This is a genomic window from Kerstersia similis (assembly GCF_965139615.1).
Lineage (GTDB): Bacteria > Pseudomonadota > Gammaproteobacteria > Burkholderiales > Burkholderiaceae_B > Kerstersia > Kerstersia similis.
Genome location: NZ_CBCSIQ010000034.1, coordinates 1 through 19,799, shown reverse-complemented (window position 1 = coordinate 19,799; position 19,799 = coordinate 1). Strand labels below are relative to the sequence as shown.

Below are 19,799 nucleotides of genomic sequence, written 5' to 3'. Positions count from 1 at the left end.
ATCGCTGCGTTTCCAGGACTGTTCCCTGACAGTCTCGGCAGACCTCGAAAAAATACAGGTATGCAAAGTTTCCGTCACCGCGCCACCTGCTGTCCAACAAAATAAAAGTACCCCCCTTTGCATTTTTTCGATACCCTTGCCGCATCCCTGTGCTGCCCGCCCCTGGCCCCGGAGTCCCATGAAACATCCTACGCAGCGTCTGCTGCCTGCGACCGTCAACCTCAATACCTTTGAAGTCATTGCCCGGCGCGGCAGCATTACCGCAGCGGCACAGGATCTGGGGCTGACCCAGAGCGCCGTCAGCCGCCAGCTGACCGACCTGGAAAATTTTGTTGGCGCCGCCCTGTGCCTGCGTACCCCGACCGGACTGGCGCTGACGGAAGCCGGCGCCAGCTACCTGCGACGCATCCGCTACCTGCTGGATGAACTGGAATCCGCGTCAATCGCCGTCGCCACCCGGTCTGTACCCGATACCGTCATCCGGATTTCCGTCCCAACGACGTTCGGCACACTGTGGGCCATGCCCCGGCTCAGCCAGTTCGCGCTCGCCCACCCGGCTATCCAGTTGGACGTCGTCACGCATGTCGGGCCCATCTCGGTTCGAGATTCGGTGCTGGACGCAGCCATCGTGCATTGCGAGGGCCCGGAACCCGGCTGTGTCGGCGATATGCTGGCCCCCCTGATTTCCTGGCCCATGGCCGCCCCGGCGCTATGCCCCCAGGCGCCGCTCGCTCCCGAGCGGATGGCCGGGCTGCCGCTCCTGCACCTGACATCGGCGCCCAACGCCTGGCCAGCCTACCTGCGCCAGCTCGGGCAACGTATCGAAGTCCCCGCGCCCGGCGCACACTACAGCCTGCTGACGCTGTCCATTACCGCGACCGAAGCCGGTCTGGGCGCCGCGCTGCTGCCCGAGTACGTCGCCGGAGACGCCTTGCGCGCCGGCCGGCTGGTGCGTCTGCACGATGAACCCTTTGCATCGCCGAGGGACTACTTTTTCATTTCAACGGAAGAACGCGCGCATAGCCCGGCCATCCAGGCCTTGCGCCAATGGCTGACTGCCGACACGACTGCCGGCACGGTGGTCTGAGCGCTCCGTCATCCGCCGCCGGCCTATGACGGCAAGCGGCAGCCCACCGGCAAGGTGGCCCGGCGCACCTGTTTCCGGATGGCATCGGCCAAGGCCTGGGCGGCGGGTGTCGGCGCGTGCTCTTCGTGGAACATCAGGCACAGCATGCGCACCACCGTCGGTTCGCGCAGCAAGGCATAGGCCAGGCCCGGCGCCATCACACGCTTGGCGGCCAGCGCCGGCAGCACGGCAATGGCCAGTCCGCTTTGCACGATGGCGGCCTGCGACGTCGTGCTGGACGCCTCGTAAAACGGCGCAGCCGCCTCGATGGGCAGATCGGCGCGAGATTGCAGCAAGGCCATGATGCCGGTTTCATCCACCACCCCCACCAGCTTGCGCCCGACCAGCGTTTCCCAGGACACCGTTCCTGCCGCGTCAGGGCGGATCTCAGGGTCATCACTGCGGAACAACACGCCGAAGGTATCTTCCAGCAAGGGTTCGCACTCCAGGCCGTGAACATCAGCCCAGCGGCTCGTCAAGCCGAAGTCCACGCTGCCGGCCACCACCTGCCGCTGGATGCGGCCGGAATTGTCATCGCGCAGATACAGCCTGATTCCCGGATAGCGCGCGGCAAATGCCGCGGCCGCCGGTGCAATCAGCTCGGTAATGGCCGACGGCGCCGCCGCCACCCCGACCCGCCCGCGTTCCAGCGCGCCATAACGCACCACATCTTCGATGGCACCGTCGAAATCCGCCAGCAGGCGTGTCACCCGAGGCAGGAACTCCTGGCCCACCTGCGTCAGCGCCACGCGCCGGCTGGTACGTGAAAACAGCTGGGTTCCGAGCGCGGACTCCAGCTGCCGGATCAAGCCCGTCACCGATGACTGGGTTTGGAACAAGCGATGCGCCGCATGCGTGAAGCTGGCCTCCTGGGCAACCGCGACAAAAGCATTGAGATGCTTCAGCGTAATGTGCTTGGGCAGTCGATTCATAACAAATCCTGATCAATGCATTAACTAAAAGGATTTTTCAGATGGATGATGCCTTTGGATAATAAAGCCAGCCCATTCCGTCCAGGAAGGGTTCAGGAGGAAGACATGCAGAAAAATACCCGGGAACTCGATCTCAAGATCACCGATGGCTGGCTGATAGACGGCACAGGCGCCGAACGCCGCCGCGCCGATATCGGCATTCTTGATGGCCGGGTGGCCGCCATCGGCGATCTGAGCCAGGCCCGCGCGCACCAAACGGTCAGCGCCGCCGGGCATATTGTTGCACCGGGTTTTATCGACACCCACGGCCATGATGATCTCATGTTCGTTGAAAAGCCACAGCTGGACTGGAAAACCAGCCAGGGCATCACCACCGTGGTCGTCGGCAATTGCGGCGTCAGCGCATCGCCCGCGCCGATGCCGGGCAATACGGCAGCCGCGCTGGCGTTGCTGGGCGAATCGCCGCTGTTTGCCGATATGCGTACCTATCTGCAAACCTTGCGCGAACTGCAGCCGATGATCAACGTCGCGGCGCTGGTCGGCCACGCCAATTTGCGGCTGGCCGTCATGGCGGACCCGATGGCGACACCGACACCCGCAGAACAGCAGGCCATGGAAACCCTGCTGCGCGACTCTCTGGCAGCTGGCGCCGTGGGCTTCAGCACTGGCCTGGCCTACGAGCCGGGCAGCGTCTCCACACCGGAAGAGCTCGACGGCCTGGCGCATATCGCCGCCGCCGCCGGCTCGCTGCACACCAGCCACATCCGTAATGAAGGCGACGAGGTGGAGGCCGCTGTCGATGAAGTGCTGGGCATCAGCCGCCGCACCGGTTGCGCCACGCTGGTGTCGCATCACAAGTGCATGCTCAAGGCCAATTGGGGCCGCAGCCAGTACACCCTGGCCAATATCGACCTGGCCCGTGCGCAAGGGCTGGATATTGCGCTGGACATCTATCCCTATCCCGGCAGTTCCACCATCCTGATTCCGGAACGCGCCAGCCTGATCGACGATATACGCATCACCTGGTCCACCCCGCATCCTGAGTGCAGCGGCAAGTACCTGTCCGACATCGCCTGGGAATGGGGCTGTGACCGCGAAACGGCAGCACGCCGCCTGCTGCCCGCCGGCGCCATTTATTTCGCCATGGACGAAGACGAGGTGCAGCGCATTTTCCGCCACCCCTGCTGCATGGTCGGTTCCGATGGCCTGCCCAGCGACGAGCGCCCCCACCCGCGCCTGTGGGGCAGCTTCACCCGCATCCTCGGCCGCTATGTCCGTGAATGCCAGCTGATGCCGCTGGAACAGGCGATTGCCCGGATGACGGCGCTGCCCGCCTCGGTTTTCGGACTGAGCGATCGCGGCACGCTGAAAGAAGGCGCATGGGCCGATATCGTCATTTTCGACCCCGACACCGTTGAAGACCGGGCGACCTGGGAAGACCCGACCCGGCCGTCCGTGGGCGTCGATGCCGTGTTCGTCAATGGCACCCAGGTCTTCCCGGCGCAACCCGGCATCCAGCGTCCGGGGCAAGTCCTGCAACGTGAATTTCCTGCCATGTCCGGCTCTGCCGGCGCGGCCTGAAAATACCCGGGTGAGCGCAAGCAAGCACCGGCACAACAACAGCGGCCAGCGGCCGGCAACTGCGGACCCAATCCGCCGGACGCCAGGGCCGCGATAACGAGTCTGACACTTTCCGATCATTAAGGACTCAAAGGTAATAGGAAGGAGACATCCATGACGCTCATTCAAAAAATGCCCCAGGGCAAGCGCAACGCCGCCATAGCGGTGATCCTGGTCGGCCTCGCCATCGCGCTCTATACCCATTTCGTCATGCCCGGCGAAACCTCGCTCTGGGGCCTGACGCCCGTCGTGGTCTTTGCCGTCATCGCCCTGCTGGGCGTGGACATCGTGCTGGCGACCATCGCAGCCATCGTGCTGGGCGCCATCATGACCGGCACCACACCGATTGCCATGGGCAAACTGCTGGCTGACTCGCTGGGCTCCTTCATTGCGGTGGTAGGCCTGATCATCGTGCTGGGCGCAGGCGTGGGGGAAGTCGCCGCACGCACAGGGGCCGCCGAACAGCTGGTGCGCGCCATCGTGAAACGCATCGGCCTGTCCAACCAGCGGCGCGTACGCCTGGGCATCATCATCACCTCGACACTGATCTGTGGCGCTTTGGGCACACTGGCCGGTGGCAACGCCATCATCGCCGCCGTGGTCATCCCCATTGCCGCTGCCGTCCGCCTGTCTCCGCCTGCCGTGGCCGCCCTGTTCCAGACCGCCGGTTCGGCGGGCCTGGTGCTCGGGCCTTTCACGCCCAACGTCGTGACCGTCACCGGCCTGACTGGCCTGACCTATGTCGAGTACCTGACGGTGGCCGGCATTCCCATGGCCATCGCCACCCTGCTGACCGGCTGGTTCATGTCCGGACGCATCCAGAAAATGACCGAGCCGCACTTCCAGTATGAAGAAGCGGCGCTCGGCCAGGCTGCCCTGAACCTGGCTCGCCCCGCCGCCCCCAGCGCGGTGCGTGCGGCCTGGGCCTTCTGCCTCACGATCATCCTGCTGGCCATTGTCGGTATCAGCGCCAAGGCGGGTTTTGCCTTCGCCATTATCGTCATGGTCTCTCTGGGCGCCACCACCGGCCTGGCCGGCGGTATGCAACCGCGTGAAATCCTGCAAGCCATGTATGCGGGCTCGGGCAAGCTGATCTGGATCTTCTTCCTGTTCTGGTTGTTCAACCCGGTGCTGGTGCTGGTCGATCAGCTCAATGCCTACCATGCCCTGCTGGATGTCGTGCAGCCCTACCTGATCGGGGTGAGCGGCGCCGTGTTGTGCATCATCATCGTGGCCTTCAACGTCGTGGGGCACATACCCGGCGCAGCCGTGGCGCAGATGACTTTCACCGCCAAAATCTTCGGGCCGGTACTGGCGGCCGCTGGCGTCGGCCCCGCCGCCACCACCGCCGTGATTCTGGGCAGCTCGCAAATCGACTGGTTCGGTCCGTTCCCGTCCTCCGACATGTTCGGTCAGATGGGCTTGGCCCGCTCGACCCAGCTGAAGTACATGCTCTATAACGGCTGGGCAGTCATGGGTGTGAACCTGCTGATGTTCTGCGGCCTGTTCTTCATCCTGGTCTAAGCCAAAGGAGGCGACGGCATGTTTGAATTGGGTAATCCCCCCACCGATATCGCCGGCCTGCGCAGCAGGCTGGCGCAGGGGCTGGCTCCTATTCTGGCTGGCACCCAGGCACGCGTCACCATGGCCGTGCACACCCTGGACGGCACGCCCTTGTTCGAGCGTGAAGCGGCCACCCCCATGCCGTCCGCCAGCCTGATCAAAGTACCGATCCTGATGCTGCTGCTCGAACAGGTGGCAGCCGGCCGCTGGCCGCTGGATCACATGCTGTCGCTGGACGCTATCGAACGCGTGGGCGGCACCGGCATTCTCAACCAACTGCCCAGCGTGCGCAGCCTGCAGCTGGAAGAACTGGGCCGCCTGATGATCGTGCTGAGCGACAACGTCGCCACCAATGCCCTGATCGACTGGCTGGGCCTGGAGGCCGTCACGCAATGGTGCCAGCGCACCGGGCTGCCGCAGACCCGTCTGGAACGCAGCATGATGGACATGCAGGCGCGGGCTGCCGGCCGCGACAACTGGACCAGCGCCGCCGATGCCTGCGCAGCACTGCTCTGGCTGTTGCGCGACGGCACACTGCCCGCGCCGCTGCGCCAGCTCGGCCTGCAGATGCTGGCCGACCAGCGCGAACAATCCCACTTCGGCGCGGCGCTGCCAGCCAACGCCAAACTGGCCAATAAAACCGGCCAGCTCCATGGCCTGCGGCATGACGCAGGCATCCTGTCGGCTGGCGGCCAGAGCGTCGTCCTGGCAGTGCTGGCCGATGGTTTCACCGACCCGCGCACCAGCATGACCCTGTACGGCGGCGATGGCGCCGCCCTGCTGGCGCAGCTCGCCCGGGCTGTCGCCCTGGCCCTGCCTGCGCCCTGATACAACGCGGCAACGCCTGCCCGGCAGGCGTCCCCGCCCCGGTATGCCGGACCCGCCTCGGCACATCGCTCCAAGGAGAAACACTATGACGACACGCGTGGCTCTGATCCAGCTCGACAGCGGCAACGACCGCGCCGCCAATCTGGCGGACATCGAACGCTGGGTTCTGGCTGCCGCCCAGGATGGCGCGCAGCTTATCATCACGCCTGAATACAGCGATGTACGCGGCGACGCCGCGCTGCTGAAGCAACAGGCCTCCCCGGTGCCCGGTGTTGTGACCGAACACATCGCGGCCCTGGCCCGCCGTACCGGCTGCTGGATCCAGCTGGGATCCATGCACGAACGACTGACGCACGACCCCCGCCTGGGCAACACCAGCCTGGTTTTCAATCCGGAAGGACAAATCGCGGCGAGCTACCGCAAGACGCATCTTTACGACGCCGTCGTCAATGGCATGCCCTATCTGGAATCCGACGATTTCGCCCCCGGCACGGCCCTCACGACCATCGAGGCGGCCGGACTGCATCTCGGCCTGAGCATCTGCTACGACATCCGCTTTGCCGAACTGTTTCGCGCCCTGCGTTCACGCGGGGCCAATGTCCTGGTCGTGCCGGCGGCCTTCAATGTCCATACCGGCAGGGATCATTGGGAAGTGCTGTTGCGCGCCCGCGCCATCGAGAACCAGTGCTATGTCCTGGCTGCCGCGCAAATCGGCGGCCCCGGCCCAGCGCTGCCCTGCCTGGGCCGCAGCATGATCATCGACCCCTGGGGCACCGTACTGGCCTGCATGCCCGACCAGCCCGGCTATATTTGCGCCGACCTGGATCCGGCACGCGTCGATATGCTGCGTGACAAGCTGCCGGCCTGGTCGCATCGCCGCAGCGACCTGTACCCGACCAGCCCCTGAGCAGCACTGCCCTTCGTTTTCACGCCCGCGCCCGGCGCGGGCGCTCCTGCCAGGAGATGCCCCCATGACTGAAGCCACTCCCTCTGCCTACACCTTTCATCCCGGCACGGCTCCCCTGCTGATCTCCATGCCGCACGCAGGCACCTATGTGCCGCCCGAACTCGCCGTCCGCTTCACCGAGGAAGCCCGGCAAGTCCCGGATACCGATTGGCACATGCCACGCCTGTACGCCTTCGCCCGCGACATGGGCGCATCCATCCTGTGCGCCAACTATTCTCGCTATGTCGTGGATCAGAATCGCCCCCCGGATGGCGCCAGCCTGTACCCTGGGCAGAGCGTGACCGGCCTGTGCCCGGTGGATACCTTCTACGACACGCCCATCTACGCCGCTGGCGACGTCCCCGACGAGGCGGAAATCGCCGCGCGCCGTACGGCCATCTGGCAGCCCTACCATGACTGCCTGCGCCAGGAACTGGAACGCCTGCGCGCCCAGCATGGCCGCGTCGTACTCTGGGACGCCCACTCCATCCGCTCGGTCGTACCGCGCTTTTTCGACGGCAAGCTGCCCGATCTGAATTTCGGCACGGCGGACGGCAAAAGCTGCGACCCGGCGCTGGCCCAGGAACTGCTCTCCGTCGCGGCCGGCGATACACGCTACAGCAGCGTGCTCAATGGACGCTTCAAGGGCGGCCACATTACCCGCCATTACGGCGCCCCCGAGGCCGGCATCCACGCCGTGCAGCTGGAAATGGCGCAATGCTGCTACATGGAAGAAACATTGCCCTTCGCCTACCTGGAAACACGCGCCCGGGAAATCCAGCCGCTGCTGCACCGCCTGCTGGACTGCGCCCTGGCCTACGCCCGCCAGGGCTGAACCTGCCACAGCCACCCGGCCGGGCAATCGGCAGGACACAAAAAAATGCCCGATCCAGCACAGGATCGGGCATTTTTCGTCAACCGGCCAGCAGGTGCTGGCAGGGGGACAAGCTGAAATTACTCGTACTCGACAGGCGAGCGGCCCTCGACCAATGCCAGCCAACCGCGAATGATGCGATACAGCGCCCACACCACGGTAGCGAAAACACCCAGCCAACCAATATAGATCAGCGTGGCAAGGAAGCTGACCGCCAAGGCCAGCACGCTCCACCAGAACGTGGCCAGCAGCCAGGCGGCGTGGCCATCGAAATAGGTAGCAGCAAAATCCTGTCGTTTGACGTACAGCAGGATCACACCAGCGACCGCTGCCAGGCCCAGAAAGCCCGCACTGATCAGCGACACGGCAAACAGGCCATAGACGATGTGCATAACGGTCTGCAGACTCAATTCGGGCGATCCGGATTGCGGCAGGTTGCTCATGTTGATCGACTCCTTATCAAAACAGGGGATATCTTACCTCGTTGTCTGTAATAACGTGTTGCAACGCCGCGCCATACTTCGGCGTCAACGCTTGCACATGCCGGGATTTTCCTGCTAGCACCAGGCCCCGAGTGTTGCAGTATTCCCACGCTCAGCCTGCATAAACGTTAATGAGAGTTATAATCATCAAAGAATTCTGCTCTGGCTGCCTTGTTTTGGCTACCGCTGCCTGACATTGGCGTCGCGACATCAGGCCGCTGCACCCACGGCCAGGGCTGTCCACCGGCTATGCACGCGCCCGCCCCAGCGCACCGGTCATCCTGCTTCCGTCTTCACTGCTACATGTCTCGCTGAAAGGCCATGTCCTCTTCCGCCCTTACTCCTTCGGCCGATATCGCCACGCTCTACGCTGACCATCACAGCTGGCTGCGCAACTGGATTGCCAGCAAGCTGCAGCACTCCGGCCGTGAAGTGGCAGAAGACCTGGCGCATGACACCTTCGTCAGCCTGATCAGCAGCCGTCACCGTGCACTGCAAGCGGATGAACTGCTCAAGCCGCGCGCCTATCTCACCACGGTGGCCAAGGGTGTGCTGGTCAGCTGGATACGCCGTCAATCGCTGGAGCGCGCCTGGCTGGAAACATTGGCGGCCCTGCCTGAACCGCAGCATCCGTCGCCCGAGCACCAGCACATCATCGTCGAAACGCTGGCCGAAATCGACGCCATGCTCGACACCCTGAAACCCCGCGCCAAACAGGCATTTCTCATGGCGACGGTCGATGGCATGAAGCAGGCAGACATCGCCACGGCCCTGGGCATCAGTATTCCCACGGTCAAAAGCTATATGCACAAAGCCTATCTGCTGTGCCTGAGCCAGATGCCCGACGACTGAGCCGGCACCATGGCCCAATCTCAGGACACGCGCATCGACCCTGGTATCCTCAATGAAGCGGCGCATTGGCTGCTGCGCATCCAGGAAGGCCACATGGATGCCGAGCAACAGGCCAGCTTCACGCGCTGGCAAAACCAAAGTGGCGAACACCAGCGCGCCTGGCGCCGCGCCGAACGGTTGCTGGATAAAATGGGCGGCATGCCGGCCGGTCTCGCCGGGCCGACCCTGCGGCGCGCCGACTCGCTCAGCAGCTCGAACCGCCGCGCCCTGCTACGCAGCGTGGCCGCCATCCTGACCCTGGCGCCCGCCGGCTGGCTGGCCTGGCACGCCCGCCCCTGGTTCGACCGGCTGACCGCCGATTACGTGGCAGGCGTCGGCGAGCAACTGGACGCCACGCTGGACGACGGCACCCGGGTTTCGCTCAATACCGACACCGTGCTGGATGTGCTTTACAGCACGGAGCAGCGGCTGCTGACTCTGCTACGCGGCGAAATCTATGTCAGCACCGAGCCAGACTCGCAACAGCCTGCCCGGCCATTCCGGGTACGCACGGACCATGGCAGCATGCAGGCCCTGGGAACACGTTTCGTCGTGCGCCAGTACGATGACCATACCCTGCTGGCCGTCTATGAAGGTGCGGTACGCATCACTCCCGCCGATGCCGGACAAAACGCGGCCGTTACGCTGCAGGCCGGCCAACAGGCCGGTTTTACCCGCCAGCACATCGGGCCGCTCTCGGAAACCAGCGAAACCTCGTCCGCTTGGCGCAACGGCCTGCTGATGGCCGACACCATGAGCCTGCCGCAATGGGTCGCAGAGCTCTCCCGCTACAGCACGGACACCATCGAGTTCGCCCCCGGATTGCGGCAACTGAAGCTGTCCGGCGCATTCCCCGTCCGTGACATCGACCTGGCGCTGCAAATGCTGGCGCAGACCTATCAGCTGACTGTCCGGCGCAAAGGCGGGCAGGTCTATATCGGCCGTTGATTCCCGCCGCCCGGCAGCCACTGCGGGCGTCCCAGGCACCAGCTACGGCTGGCCGCCATCCCATGTCCTCTGCCGCCGTGCCTGTGCCACAGGGCCACCCCTGCCTGCCCAGGCAATTTATGTGCCACAAAAATATTCTTTTTCATGCCTCAAGCGACAAGGAGAGTGAAAGACCAGCGTGTCGCGCAGCGCTGGACCTGACTCCGCTCCGTTCTTGAGGAATTATCGAGATGTCCCGTCCCCCTGTTGCTGCCTTGCCGCCCGTCCGGCTATCGCCCATCGCACTGGCCACCCGGCTGGTGCTGTGCGGTTTATCCGCCAGTGCCGCCGCCCTGCTCGTCAGTCCTGATACGGCACTGGCGCAGGCCCTGCCTGCCGCCCCTGCGCTCCATGAAACTCAGGTTCGCCAGTACGATCTTCCCGCCGGCCCGCTAGGGCGCTCGCTGGCGGAATTCGCCACGCAATCCGGCTTGCTGCTGTCTTTCGACCCTAACATCACAAGCGGCCTGCAGGCCCCTGCCCTTCAGGGCGGATATGCCCCCATCGAAGGGCTGCAGGTCTTGCTCGCCGGCAGCAATCTGGAAATCGCCAGGCGTCCGGACAGCAGCTATACCGTGCGCCAGAAACAAAGCGGCGGCAAAGTGACGGAACTGCAGGAAGTCACCGTCGTCGGCAACGTCAGCGCAGCGGCCGAGGTCTATACCGCGCCGCGCTCATCGGTCTATATTTCCGGCGCCGAAATCGAACGCTATGTGCCCATCTCGACCGGCGATCTGTTCAAAGGTGTCCCCGGTGTTCAGGTTGGCGACACCCGCAACGGCGGCGCGCTGGATGTCAATATCCGTGGCGTACAAGGCCAGAGCCGGATTGCCGTCACCGTTGATGGCGCCCAGCAGGCATTGGATGTCTATCGTGGCTACGCGGGCACGCAGCAACGCAGCTACATCGACCCAGATCTGCTCAGCAGCATTACCATCAACAAAGGCCCCAGCCTGGACAGCGGCACCGGTGGCAATGCCCTCGGCGGCTCGGTGGCCATGCAGACGATAGGCGTCAAGGATATCCTGCTGCCGGGCCAGACCATCGGCTTGCGCCTGACCGGCAGTATGTGGAACAACGGCGTCAAGCCGGAAGCACGCGGCAAGACCTTGCCCAAAGGCGAATCCCTGGCGGCCGAACTGCATGAAAAACGGGGGGATCTTTTCGGCTCAGACGCCCAGGCCGGCAGCATCGCCTTCGCCATCAGCAGCGAATATATCGACTTTGTCGCGGCCTATGCAAAACGTACGCAGGGCAATTATTTCGCCGGCAAGCATGGCCAGGATAAGTATCGTGTGTACGACAAGTACGGCGAGGAACAAGGGTCGGTGGCGACAACCTACATGCCCGGCGAAGAGGTGCTGAATTCTTCCAGCGAAACCCAATCCGTTCTGCTGAAAACCACCATCCGGCCAGCGGCCGGCCACACGGTCGATCTGAGCTACCGGAATTATGACGGCCACCAGACCGACATCATGCCATCGGACATTTTCCGCTTCGGCACAGCCAATATCTATCAATACCCGGCAGGACACACGCTGATAGATACCTTCACGCTGGGCTATCGCTTCGACCCGGCAGACAATCCACTCGTCAACCTCAAGGGCCAGCTGTGGATGACAGACGCCCGCAGCAGCACCCTCAGCGGTTGGATCGTGCCGACTAGCCAATTCTTCATGAACGACCGCGGCTGGGTCAGGCAAAAGAACCGCCGCATCGGCGGCGACCTGGGCAATCGCTCGGAATTCAACAGCAGCATCGGGCAATTTGCGCTGGATATCGGCGGCTCGTTTCAGATTGAAGAACTGAATCCGCAGTCCAGCGTGGTCATTACCCAGTACGATCTGAACGCCAACCGCACCGTGCGTGACGCGCATCGCCGTGAATTCAACCTGTCCGGAAAACTGGAATACAAACCGACCGATAAGCTGACCATCTGGGGCGGGGCCCGCTTTACCCACTTCAAAACACGTGACCGCAACCGCCATGCCACCCCGGTTGAAACCCATACGCCGTTCCGCATGATCAGTGTCTCCTGGCCGGACGGCCGCGGCGTCATGTACTGGCTGCCGGACGCCAATGGTCAATTCACCGACGCCTCCGATCCGCGCAAGAACAACGGCACCGTGTGGAAAGACTACTCCTTCGCCATGCCCATGGAAGACATCGGCCCGGAATACACCTCGGACGTCTGGGATGGTGTCTATGAAGGCGAGATGACCACGGGCTACGCCTTCTCCGAACCGGTGGAAGAAAGCGGCAGCACCTTTGCACCAGGCCTGGGAATCAGCTACGAGCTTACGCGCGATACCTTCGCCTATGTGTCCTACACCCAGGCGGTCCGCCTGCCCTCGCTCTTTGAAACCAGCCTGGGTACCTCCTCCTTGCTGCCGGCCCAAGGCCTGAAACCCGAGCGCGCAAAAAACTGGGAAATCGGATTAAGCACTATCCAGTCTGCCCTGCTGACGCCCCGCGATACCTTGTCGCTCAAACTGGCCTACTTCAACAACAATATCAAGAACTACATTACCCGCTACGAAGACCCGGCAGGCTGGGGCGCCCCCCGCTATGGCGATCTTGGCTGGGGCATGATGAGTTTCTCGAACACCGACCACTTCAAGGTCAATGGCCTGGAATTCCAGTCCCAGTACGACTCCGGCCGCCTCTTCATGGATCTGTCAGCGACCCATTACTTCGGCGTGAAAACCTGCGACGCCGATTTCGCCGCTCACTTGCGAGCCAGCGCGCACCAGTTCCTGCACACGGAAAATACGCCGGACTGCACGCCAGGCAGCTTCATGGGTTCATACGCCAATACGCAGAACCCGCCCAAGTATGCCGTCAACCTCACCCTGGGTTCACGCTTCCTGGATGAAACCCTGACCATCGGCGGACGCATGGTGTTCACCTCCGGCCCGACCGAAGAAATGAACGAACCGTGGCAATTCAATTCCACCACGCCCCAACTGATCTACCGTCCCGTTACGGTCGTCGATGCCTTCCTTGACTATCAGTTCCATAAGCAGGCATCGGTCAATGTCTCGCTGCAGAACATCACCAATCGCTACTATCTCGATCCCTTGTCACAAAGCTTCATGCCAGCCCCCGGCCGAACCCTCAATGTCGGTCTGAAGCTGCAAATGTAAGTCTGACCTGCCGCCGTCGAGACGGCCAGCCCAGCCCGGCCATCGCGCAGGGCTGGCCATGGGCGGAAAGCGTTTTTTCAGAAAAAGAAACAAATTGTAAATTTCCCGAAAAAACATATACCTTTCCAGATGTCATTCGACACAGGTAATGAAAGCCGGCGAGTCACCTCGCCGGCTATCGGTTCTCCCCCATTACCAGGAAGCCCTCACCATGCCCTGCGCCCCCCTCGCCGAGCCGCATCGCGCGCACCCGTCGCGCGTCTCTTCTGACCGCCACCGTCTTGGATTCTGTGCCCTTGTCGGCCCGCTTGGCCCGTCAGTGCATTAGGCGATTTCTTATATTTTGAATAAGCAATCATTCCCATATTGAAAAACATCCTATATTGGCCGATCTACGCATGCATCAAGACAGACAGGTATGCCTGATGCCCGCCCCGGCTCTTAGAGGATACTCCCGCCGCAGCGGACTCCATTTCACAGCATGAAGCCACACTCCAACCTTTCCGCACCTGGCCGCCTGCACCCCGGTGCTGCCGCCGTCCGTCAACTCATGTTCGGCCTGATCGTCGGCACGGCGCTGATACCCGGGCTCTCTTCCACGGCGCTGGCCCAGGCCGCCGGCAATGCTGCGCTTGATGCCAGCACCCTGATCGACTACCGCTTGCCGGCCATGCCGCTCAGCCGGTCCCTGGCTGAATTTGCCGCCCAATCCGGCATTCTATTGTCCTTCGATCCGGCCCTGGCCAGCAATCGGCAGGCTCCTGCCCTGCAAGGCACCTACACTGCGCGGGAAGGCATCAACCGCCTGTTGTCCAACAGCGGCCTGGAGCTCATCGCCCGCCCGGATGGCAGCTACACGCTGCAGAAAACCGCCGGGCCGGTCGCCAGCTTGCCGAATGTCAAGGTTGAGGGCATCGCCCCCGACAACAGCCCCGAGCGTGCGGTCTATACCGAGCCTCGCTCTTCGGTCTATATTTCGGAACAGCAGTTGCGCCGCTTCGTGCCGCTGTCTCCAGGCGATATGCTCAAAGGCGTGCCGGGCGTCCAGGTCGGCGACAGCCGCAACGGCGGCGGCCTCGATGTGAACATCCGCGGCATTCAAGGCCAAAGCCGCATTGCCATTACTGTTGACGGCGCCCAGCAAGCACTGGATGTCTATCGCGGTTACGCCGGCACCCAGCAACGCAGCTACATCGACCCCGACCTCATCAGCAGCGTCACCATTGACAAGGGGCCGGGGCTATCGGCCGCGACTGGCGGCAATGCCATCGGCGGCACGGTGGCCATGCGCACCATTGGTGTCGAGGACATCGTCCTCGCCGGACAAAGCGTCGGTGTGCGTGTGACTGGCGAAATGTGGAACAACGGCAACAAGCCCGCCCACCGTTCCCGCAACGGTGCCGACTACGCCAGCTCATCCGATCTGTACAGCGAACCGGAAACCAAGCATGGCAATCTGTTCGGCTCGAACGCGCAGGCCGGCAGCATCGCCTTCGGCTACACCAGCGAAAAAGTCGATCTGGTCGCTGCCTATGCCCACCGCACGCAGGGGAACTACTTCGCCGGCAAGCATGGCTACGACCGCTACATCGAGTATGAATCATCGGGCCGCGAGAAAAATACTGTCGCCAAGATGTACAAGCCCGGTGAAGAAGTCCTGAACTCATCGGCGGAAACGGAGTCCGTCCTGGTCAAAACCAACATCCGGCCCGCCCTCGGCCATGATGTGGAAATCAGCTACCGCCGCTACAACGGCCGCCAGGGCGAAGTCATGCCGTCGGACATCATCCGCAGCGGCACCGCCGGCATCTATCAGTACCCCACCGGCAAAACGGTTATCGACACCACCTCGCTGCGCTACAACTTCAAGCCAGCCGACAATCCCTGGATCGACCTGAAAGCCAATCTTTGGGTGCTTGGTGCGCGCAGCTCCCAAATCAACGCCGTCATGGCGCCCAGAAGCGAGATGTTCGCCGGCGATCGTGGCTGGGTACGCCTGAACAACCGCCGCATCGGCATGGATCTCAACAATCGCTCGGAATTCACCAGCAGCATCGGTGACTTTGCCTTTGAACTGGGTGGATCCTTCCAGACGGAAAACCTGAGCCCGCAATCCGGCGTCAGCATCACTGACGACGACCGCAATGCGAACCGCATCCTGCGAGACGGCAAACGGCAGGAAATCAACCTGACCGGCAAACTCGAATACAAACCCACCGACCGCCTGACGCTCTGGACCGGCGTCCGCTTCAGCAAGTACAAATCGCGTGACCGCAATACCTACGCGACCGCCGTGCGCGAAGATCGCGAAAAGAAATCCGTGATGATCTTCGCCAATGGCAAGCTGGGCTATATGGACTGGTACCCGGATGAAAACGGCGAATACACCGACGCCACCGATCCTTTAAAGAACAACGGCTTCGTTTACTCCAACTCCAATCATCCGGAAGTCGGCGTCTATCTGGATGAGTTCGGTACGCCCAGCTACGTGGCGGCCTCCAATCCCATGAAGATCTCCACGGTGGTCGGCTACAGCCACACGGAACCGCTCGAATCGCACGACCATGGCATCGCGCCTGCGCTGGGCATCAGCTATGAGCTGGCACCGGACACCCAGGTCTATGCTTCGTACACGACCGGCATCCGTCTGCCCTCGCTGTTCGAAACCTCGCTGGGAACGCTACAGGTCTCGCCGGTTCAAAACCTCAAGCCTGAACGCGCGCGTAACCTGGAGCTGGGCTTCAGCACCATCCACAGCGGCGTGCTGTCCTCGAATGACCTGGCGGCATTCAAATTCGCGTACTTCCGCAACGATGTCAAAAACTACATCACGCGCTATTACGACCCCACGCTGAATGGCGCCATGACGTTCTCCAATGCGGACAGCTACCAGGCCAGCGGGCTTGAACTGCAGTCCCAGTATGACAACGGCCGCCTCTTCACCGATCTGTCTGCCACGCATTACCTGAAAACGCGCACGTGCGACGCAGCCTTCGCTGCCAACCTGCGCGCCAAGGCAGACCGCTACATGCCGACGGAAAATACGCCGGACTGCACGCCGGGCAGCTATATGGGTTCCTACACGAACACCCAGAACCCGCCCAAATACGCCGTCAACCTGACTGTCGGCACACGCTGGCTGGATCAACGCCTGACGGTCGGCAGCCGCATGACCTTCACCTCGGGCCCGACGGAAAAAATGGAAGAACCCTGGCAGCAAGGCGACACCACGCCCCAGCTGATCTACCACCCCGTCACCCTGGTGGATGCCTTCCTGAGCTATCAATTCCACAAACAGGCAGCGGTCAATGTCTCTCTGCAGAACATTACCAACCGCTACTACCTGGATCCGCTGGCGCAAAGCATGATGCCCGCCCCAGGCCGCACCCTGCGCGTCGGACTGCAAGTACAGATGTAAACCTCAACCTGGCTGGCTGCCAGCCGCCGTATCGTCCCGAACGGTACGGCGGCTGTATCCCGCATGGCGGGTGCGCGGCGACCGCTGCGGCCTGGCACCCTATTGGTTCCTGCCCGGATCCTGATTGGCCCCTGCCTAGCCACCCGCTCCTTATTGGCCCGCCAGGTATCGGCCTTGGCCTTGCGTCCCAGGGTTTCCAGCCCGGCGCTGCGCTCGTGCTACCCTACTGCAACAGCAAGGCGTTTGTTAATGCTGGTCTGCGGGATGCTCTTGCTGGAGCTTTGGTGCCTGCGTTTCCAGCGGCGCTGCCATTGCAATCAGCCCACGCAGAAAGACCACCAGCACGCTGCTGGATACACCGCTATGCGCTGCCACGCGCTGCAGCGATAAACCGTGCGCCAGCGCCATCAGCGCAGCCGCAATCTCTTGCGCAGCGATGGGCGCGCGCAGGCCGCGATCCTCGAACATGCGCCCGATCCAGGCGCTCAACGCATCCCGATGTGTCTGCCAGACAGCCTGATAGGCCATGGCAAAGGCTGGGCTGCGTTGCGCATGCAACTGCAGTTCTATCGACAACATGGACCAGTTGATGCGCTGGTCAATCGTCGCTGCCCACGCTTCCAGGCTATCCAGCACTTCATCCGCGCTGCGCCGCGCAAATGTCATGTCCTCGTGAGCAGCCGAATATGCGCGGTGATCCGTGGTCAGCGCAGCCAACTGTTCTGCCTCAGCCGCCATATGCCGGCGCAGCATCTCCAACAGCAAGGACTCCTTGCTGTCGAAATTCGAATAGAACGCTCCCTGGGAGTAGCCCGCCTGCTCTGCGATATCCCGCAAAGATGTGGCGCCATAGCCTTGCTCCGCAAATAGGCGAGCAGCAGTTTCGATCAATCGCTCGCGCGTCAGGGCCTGCTTCTCTTCGCGCGTCAATCGTGGCGGGTCGATAGCGGCGGGAACCGGTGTCTTCATGCTGCGCATGGTATCACGCTCAAATATCAATTGACATCCCAAAATCGCTCCCATACATTCAGATATCAATTGATATTTGACATGGAGATGCAGCGCATGAGTTTTCAAACTGCTTTCGTGACAGGCGCGACAGGCTTGCTGGGCAATAACCTGGTCAGGGCATTAACCAGTCAGGGCATACAGGTCAAGGCGCTGGTGCGCTCCCTCAGCAAGGGAGCACAACAGTTCGACGGAGAGAAAAATGTTGAGCTTGTGCAAGGCGATATGAAAAACGTCGCGGCATTCACCGGCGCCTTGCGCGGCAGCGACGTCATTTTCCATAGCGCTGCCTTCTTCCGCGAGAACTACAAAGGCGGCAGCCACTGGGATGAACTGAAACGCATCAACGTGGATGGCACCCGCCAACTACTGGAACAGGCCTATGCAGCCGGCATCCGGCGATTTGTTCAAACGTCCTCCATTGCCGTACTCCATGGCGAACCGGGTCGCCTGATCGACGAAACCGACAGCCGGGCACTGGAAGACGCCGATGACTACTACCGCAGCAAAATCCTGGCGGATGAAGTCGTTCGCCTGTTCCTGGCGCAGCACCCGGACATGCATGCCAGTTTTGTCCTACCGGGCTGGATGTGGGGCCCTGCTGATATCGGCCCGACCTCTTCCGGCCAGTTGGCCCTGGATCTGGTGCATGGAAAACTACCGGGCCTGGTTCCCGGCAGTTTCTCAGTGGTCGATGCACGCGACGTCGCGCAGGCCCATATTGCTGCGGCCCGCCAGGGCCGCTCGGGCGAACGCTATCTGGCTGCCGGCCGACATATGACGATGCGTGAACTGGTGCAGCGGCTGGGCGAGCTGGCAGGGGTGAAAACCCCGTCGCGCATGCTGCCGCTGCCCTTGCTGTATGCGCTGGCGGGCCTGCAGGAAATCTATGCGCGCTTGAGCGGCAAACCCATCTTGCTCAGCCTGGCCACCGTCAAACTGATGCGGCGGGAAGCCGAGCGTACGCATTTCAACCCGGAGAAAAGCGCGCGGGAACTGGGGCTGCGTTTCCGGCCGGTGGAGGACACGTTGAAAGACACACTGGACTGGTATCGCCGCCACGGCTGGCTGCCGCCGGCCTGACGTTTGCTGCTGACGCAGGTCGTGGAGACTTTGCGGCAATTCGGTTGGCGCACCGTAACCGTCCGGCGAACCCACCTTGTGCCGGGGCTTAGGGCATAAGAGGATACTGCTCCATTAAAAATAGGTGGAGCAGTATGCGCTCAGCGGAACAGATTGGGGTTGGCCCGAGACGCCGTCGGCGGTACACGGCGGAATACAAAAGAGACTTGGCGATACAGTGTCTGCAGCCGCATGTGTCGATTGCCTCGATAGCGTTGGCCAACGGATTGAACGCCAATCTGCTACGACGTTGGGTTGAGGAATACAAAGAGCGGGGAGCGAGTGTTCCGGTTCAGTCATTGCCGATGACAAGTTCGCCGACAACCAGACAGGCGGCCTTCGTTGAGCTGCACCCGTCATTGGATGGGGATGAGGGTCGTCAGCCAGGTACGGTAGCGCCGACCCGGATCACAGTCGAGTTGCCGTCGAGCCAAGGCCCGGTGCGCTTGCACTGGCCGCCAGAGCACACTGACCGTCTGGCGATATGCTTGAAGGTGTTGCTGACATGATCCGTATCGACCATATCTGGCTGGGTGTGGAACCGGTGGACATGCGCAGTGGCATGGACCGCTTGCTGATGCAGGTAGTGGCAGTATTCGGACGAGCGCAGCCGCACCACGCCTACCTGTTCGCCAACCGCCGTGGTACGCGCATGAAGGTGTTGATGCATGACGGGTTCGGCGTGTGGATGGCGGTGCGGCGCCTGCACCAGGGGCAGTTCGCGTGGCCGACGCGGGGCAGTCATGTGAATCTATCGGTAGATCAGGCCAGAGCCTTGGTCGTTGGCCTGCCGTGGCAGCGTCTGGAGCCGTCAGGTCTGAGCCTGTTGTAAGGCGCAATGCGGAGCATCGCCAAT

General features: G+C 62.4%; 15 protein-coding genes and 1 pseudogene. 13 read left to right on the top strand and 3 right to left on the bottom strand.

Annotated features, from left to right (window positions below):
- Window positions 1-178 precede the first annotated feature (178 nt).
- Complete coding sequence (locus tag ACNA1V_RS16165) at window positions 179-1,087, top strand: LysR substrate-binding domain-containing protein (RefSeq protein ID WP_415834617.1); 909 nt, start codon at window positions 179-181, stop codon at window positions 1,085-1,087.
- A 23-nt stretch (window positions 1,088-1,110) separates the two neighbouring features.
- Here the strand turns inward: ACNA1V_RS16165 and ACNA1V_RS16160 are convergent, their stop codons facing one another.
- Window positions 1,111-2,058, bottom strand: a complete 948-nt coding sequence (locus ACNA1V_RS16160) for a LysR family transcriptional regulator (protein ID WP_415834616.1) — start codon at window positions 2,056-2,058, stop codon at window positions 1,111-1,113.
- A 105-nt stretch (window positions 2,059-2,163) separates the two neighbouring features.
- Between ACNA1V_RS16160 and ACNA1V_RS16155 the strand changes: the two genes are divergently transcribed.
- The 5 genes from ACNA1V_RS16155 (at window position 2,164) to hutG (ending at window position 7,850) form a co-directional block, all read left to right on the top strand.
- A complete protein-coding gene (locus ACNA1V_RS16155) occupies window positions 2,164-3,639 on the top strand; it encodes an N-acyl-D-amino-acid deacylase family protein (protein ID WP_415834615.1) in 1,476 nt (491 codons plus the stop codon).
- Between the two features lie 153 nt (window positions 3,640-3,792).
- The gene (locus tag ACNA1V_RS16150; RefSeq protein ID WP_415834614.1) at window positions 3,793-5,202 is read left to right on the top strand and encodes a gluconate:proton symporter; all 1,410 of its coding nucleotides are present in this window, start codon (window positions 3,793-3,795) and stop codon (window positions 5,200-5,202) included.
- Between the two features lie 18 nt (window positions 5,203-5,220).
- Window positions 5,221-6,069: a serine hydrolase gene (locus tag ACNA1V_RS16145; protein ID WP_415834613.1), complete on the top strand. Its 849-nt coding sequence runs from the start codon at window positions 5,221-5,223 to the stop codon at window positions 6,067-6,069.
- Between the two features lie 85 nt (window positions 6,070-6,154).
- On the top strand, window positions 6,155-6,976 hold the full coding sequence (locus ACNA1V_RS16140; protein ID WP_415834612.1) for a carbon-nitrogen hydrolase family protein: 822 nt from the start codon (window positions 6,155-6,157) through the stop codon (window positions 6,974-6,976).
- Window positions 6,977-7,040: 64 nt separating this feature from the next.
- On the top strand, window positions 7,041-7,850 hold the full coding sequence (hutG, locus tag ACNA1V_RS16135) for an N-formylglutamate deformylase (RefSeq protein WP_415834611.1): 810 nt from the start codon (window positions 7,041-7,043) through the stop codon (window positions 7,848-7,850).
- 119 nt (window positions 7,851-7,969) lie between these two features.
- Here the strand turns inward: hutG and ACNA1V_RS16130 are convergent, their stop codons facing one another.
- Window positions 7,970-8,332, bottom strand: a complete 363-nt coding sequence (locus ACNA1V_RS16130) for a DUF4870 family protein (protein ID WP_415834610.1) — start codon at window positions 8,330-8,332, stop codon at window positions 7,970-7,972.
- 360 nt (window positions 8,333-8,692) lie between these two features.
- Here ACNA1V_RS16130 and ACNA1V_RS16125 point away from each other — a divergent pair, with 360 nt between their 5' ends.
- The 4 genes and pseudogenes from ACNA1V_RS16125 (at window position 8,693) to ACNA1V_RS16110 (ending at window position 16,813) form a co-directional block, all read left to right on the top strand.
- A complete protein-coding gene (locus tag ACNA1V_RS16125; protein ID WP_415834609.1) occupies window positions 8,693-9,223 on the top strand; it encodes a sigma-70 family RNA polymerase sigma factor in 531 nt (176 codons plus the stop codon).
- Window positions 9,224-9,232: 9 nt separating this feature from the next.
- Window positions 9,233-9,856 (top strand): annotated as a pseudogene (locus ACNA1V_RS16120) (FecR domain-containing protein); the annotation flags it as partial.
- A 584-nt stretch (window positions 9,857-10,440) separates the two neighbouring features.
- Complete coding sequence (locus ACNA1V_RS16115; RefSeq protein ID WP_415834608.1) at window positions 10,441-13,395, top strand: TonB-dependent receptor; 2,955 nt, start codon at window positions 10,441-10,443, stop codon at window positions 13,393-13,395.
- A gap of 481 nt (window positions 13,396-13,876) precedes the next feature.
- On the top strand, window positions 13,877-16,813 hold the full coding sequence (locus ACNA1V_RS16110; RefSeq protein ID WP_415834607.1) for a TonB-dependent receptor: 2,937 nt from the start codon (window positions 13,877-13,879) through the stop codon (window positions 16,811-16,813).
- Window positions 16,814-17,059: 246 nt separating this feature from the next.
- Here the strand turns inward: ACNA1V_RS16110 and ACNA1V_RS16105 are convergent, their stop codons facing one another.
- On the bottom strand, window positions 17,060-17,791 hold the full coding sequence (locus ACNA1V_RS16105) for a TetR/AcrR family transcriptional regulator (protein ID WP_415834606.1): 732 nt from the start codon (window positions 17,789-17,791) through the stop codon (window positions 17,060-17,062).
- A gap of 87 nt (window positions 17,792-17,878) precedes the next feature.
- On the opposite strand from ACNA1V_RS16105, the gene ACNA1V_RS16100 reads away from it, so the two are divergent.
- The 3 genes from ACNA1V_RS16100 (at window position 17,879) to tnpB (ending at window position 19,775) form a co-directional block, all read left to right on the top strand.
- A complete protein-coding gene (locus tag ACNA1V_RS16100; protein ID WP_415834605.1) occupies window positions 17,879-18,904 on the top strand; it encodes an SDR family oxidoreductase in 1,026 nt (341 codons plus the stop codon).
- A 134-nt stretch (window positions 18,905-19,038) separates the two neighbouring features.
- The gene (locus tag ACNA1V_RS16095; protein ID WP_415834604.1) at window positions 19,039-19,452 is read left to right on the top strand and encodes a transposase; all 414 of its coding nucleotides are present in this window, start codon (window positions 19,039-19,041) and stop codon (window positions 19,450-19,452) included.
- On the top strand, window positions 19,449-19,775 hold the full coding sequence (tnpB, locus tag ACNA1V_RS16090; RefSeq protein WP_415834603.1) for an IS66 family insertion sequence element accessory protein TnpB: 327 nt from the start codon (window positions 19,449-19,451) through the stop codon (window positions 19,773-19,775). Before ACNA1V_RS16095 ends, tnpB begins: the two co-directional genes overlap by 4 nt.
- Window positions 19,776-19,799 lie beyond the last annotated feature (24 nt).

Excerpts from the sequence above, each read along its gene's own strand:
- ACNA1V_RS16165 (WP_415834617.1), top strand. The coding sequence starts at position 179 with ATGAAACATCCTACGCAGCGTCTGCTGCCTGCGACCGTCAACCTCAAT.
- ACNA1V_RS16160 (WP_415834616.1), bottom strand. The coding sequence starts at position 2,058 with ATGAATCGACTGCCCAAGCACATTACGCTGAAGCATCTCAATGCTTTT.
- ACNA1V_RS16155 (WP_415834615.1), top strand. The coding sequence starts at position 2,164 with ATGCAGAAAAATACCCGGGAACTCGATCTCAAGATCACCGATGGCTGG.
- ACNA1V_RS16150 (WP_415834614.1), top strand. The coding sequence starts at position 3,793 with ATGACGCTCATTCAAAAAATGCCCCAGGGCAAGCGCAACGCCGCCATA.
- ACNA1V_RS16145 (WP_415834613.1), top strand. The coding sequence starts at position 5,221 with ATGTTTGAATTGGGTAATCCCCCCACCGATATCGCCGGCCTGCGCAGC.
- ACNA1V_RS16140 (WP_415834612.1), top strand. The coding sequence starts at position 6,155 with ATGACGACACGCGTGGCTCTGATCCAGCTCGACAGCGGCAACGACCGC.
- hutG (WP_415834611.1), top strand. The coding sequence starts at position 7,041 with ATGACTGAAGCCACTCCCTCTGCCTACACCTTTCATCCCGGCACGGCT.
- ACNA1V_RS16130 (WP_415834610.1), bottom strand. The coding sequence starts at position 8,332 with ATGAGCAACCTGCCGCAATCCGGATCGCCCGAATTGAGTCTGCAGACC.
- ACNA1V_RS16125 (WP_415834609.1), top strand. The coding sequence starts at position 8,693 with ATGTCCTCTTCCGCCCTTACTCCTTCGGCCGATATCGCCACGCTCTAC.
- ACNA1V_RS16115 (WP_415834608.1), top strand. The coding sequence starts at position 10,441 with ATGTCCCGTCCCCCTGTTGCTGCCTTGCCGCCCGTCCGGCTATCGCCC.
- ACNA1V_RS16110 (WP_415834607.1), top strand. The coding sequence starts at position 13,877 with ATGAAGCCACACTCCAACCTTTCCGCACCTGGCCGCCTGCACCCCGGT.
- ACNA1V_RS16105 (WP_415834606.1), bottom strand. The coding sequence starts at position 17,791 with ATGCGCAGCATGAAGACACCGGTTCCCGCCGCTATCGACCCGCCACGA.
- ACNA1V_RS16100 (WP_415834605.1), top strand. The coding sequence starts at position 17,879 with ATGAGTTTTCAAACTGCTTTCGTGACAGGCGCGACAGGCTTGCTGGGC.
- ACNA1V_RS16095 (WP_415834604.1), top strand. The coding sequence starts at position 19,039 with ATGCGCTCAGCGGAACAGATTGGGGTTGGCCCGAGACGCCGTCGGCGG.
- tnpB (WP_415834603.1), top strand. The coding sequence starts at position 19,449 with ATGATCCGTATCGACCATATCTGGCTGGGTGTGGAACCGGTGGACATG.